The organism is Myroides marinus (assembly GCF_900109075.1).
Classification (GTDB): domain Bacteria; phylum Bacteroidota; class Bacteroidia; order Flavobacteriales; family Flavobacteriaceae; genus Flavobacterium; species Flavobacterium marinum_A.
Map to the genome: position 1 here is coordinate 1 of NZ_FNYS01000051.1, position 1,871 is coordinate 1,871.

Consider the following 1,871-nt stretch of genomic DNA (forward strand, 5'->3'; position numbering starts at 1 on the left):
GATCTTTTATAGAAGGACATAAGGAAGGGCTGGTTATAGAATACCATGAAAATGGAGTGATAAAGGAAGAGGGGGTTTTTAAAGACGGCAATAAAGAAGGTATTTATAAGAAATATTATGACAATGGAAAATTAGAGTTTGAAGGGAATTTTGAGGAGGGTAAAGAAAACGGACTTATAAAAATATATTATGACAATGGTCAAATACAATATGAAGCTACTTTAAAGGAGGGTAAAGTAAATGGTGTATTAAAGATGTACTTTGAAAATGGTAACATATTATCCGAAACAATGTATGTTAATGATAAAAAAGAAGGATTATCTAAAAAATATGATGAAGAGGGTAATTTGTTTTTAGGTACTAATTATAAGGATGATAAAAAAGTAGGAGAATCTATTTATTATTAAATAGGTTTTTTAAGCATTTTTCGAACAAAACAAAATATAAAAAAGAAGCCCAGGCATATGCTTGGGCTTTCTTGTTTCGTTATCAAATTTCGGCGCTTATAGGGTTGCTCCTCAGCATTGCCCTACTCCCTCCTCATTGATAAAGCAAACGTACAAATAAGGGGTGTAATATGCAAGCGGAAAAGCTGAATTTGAGCTAAAAAGTGTATCTTCGTTGTGGATTTACGGTGTGTATGTGCGTGTAGTGAGGTCAAGATATGTTTTGTTCCGTACAAAATAGTCCGCTACGCTCCCTATTTTTGTACTTCCACAAAACCCTCTTGCCCTCCCGAAGGTCGGGGGTAAAAATCGCCCTTCGGTTGATTTTTTGGGAGAGTCTTTTTAAAAGAAAAAGTATGGATGAGTTAGATAAGATGAACAGAACCGAGCGAATAGAAATTCGCTGTGATGTCTTCCAAAAGGAAGTCATCAAGATGAAAGCAAAAGAGAGCAATATGTCTGTATCAGAATATATGCTCTATTGTGGTTTAGGCAGACAACTACCCAAGCCAATGAGTGAGGGAGAACTCGAAGCCTTTAAAGAGCTTCGACAGTTTCAAACCAACTTTGCAAGGATATCGAACTATATCAAGCAATACAATGACGAAGCGTTGAAAGCTGAAGTAAGGGAATTATTAGAACAAACTAAGAAGATTAAAATACTCAAGTAATGGTAAGTTTAGCCAAAGCAACTAAAGGGAGTACCCAAGCGATAGACTACATCATGAATGATAAAGGGCAAGCATTTGAACTTGACCGCAATTTGGTAATGGGTGAAAATGGACAAGATATCTTATCCGAGTTTAGAGAGGTACAAAGGTTAAATACTCGTTGTGAAAACAACACATACACTATTGTTTTATCTCCAGATGCTGCACAAGTAAAGTTTTCTAAAGATGAATTACTTCAGCTTACAAGAGATCATCTGAAGAACTTAGGACTTGAGAACAATCAATACATCGCTTATGTACACAATTCTACAGACGAACAACACGTGCATATCATTGCAAATAGAATTAGTCTAGAGGGTAAAGCCCATAGCGATAGTATGATACACAAAAAGGCTCATGAGAGCGCAGAGAAGCTCGCAAAGGAAAGAGGACTATTTACAGCAGTTGAAGTCAAACAGATGAAAAAGGAAATGACCAAAGACCTGCGACAAGAGATAAGCAAGGCATACACCCAGTGCAAAAACAAATCTACCTCGATAGAACACTTTCAAGATTTGATGAGTAACAAGGGCTATGATGTCAAATTAACGATAAACAAACAAGGCAATATACAAGGCTTTCGGATAAAGGAGAGACAAACGGGTTTAGACTTTAAAGCTTCAGAGATTGGAAAGAATGTAAGGTTTGCAGACTTAACCAAGAAGATAGAAGAAAACAAACAGACTATACAGCAAGCAAAAACGATACTTCAGAC

At 36.2% G+C, this 1,871-nt stretch carries 3 protein-coding genes; all 3 read left to right on the forward strand.

The window, feature by feature from the left end:
• Positions 1-407, forward strand: a 407-nt coding sequence (locus BMX53_RS18855) for a toxin-antitoxin system YwqK family antitoxin (protein WP_143061471.1), incomplete at its 5' end; no start/stop codon positions are given.
• A 395-nt stretch (positions 408-802) separates the two neighbouring features.
• Positions 803-1,117: a plasmid mobilization protein gene (locus BMX53_RS18860; RefSeq protein ID WP_074748528.1), complete on the forward strand. Its 315-nt coding sequence runs from the start codon at positions 803-805 to the stop codon at positions 1,115-1,117.
• Positions 1,117-1,871 (forward strand): relaxase/mobilization nuclease domain-containing protein (locus tag BMX53_RS18865; protein ID WP_074748531.1); only part of this gene is annotated, 755 nt, incomplete at its 3' end. The genes BMX53_RS18860 and BMX53_RS18865, both read left to right, overlap by 1 nt.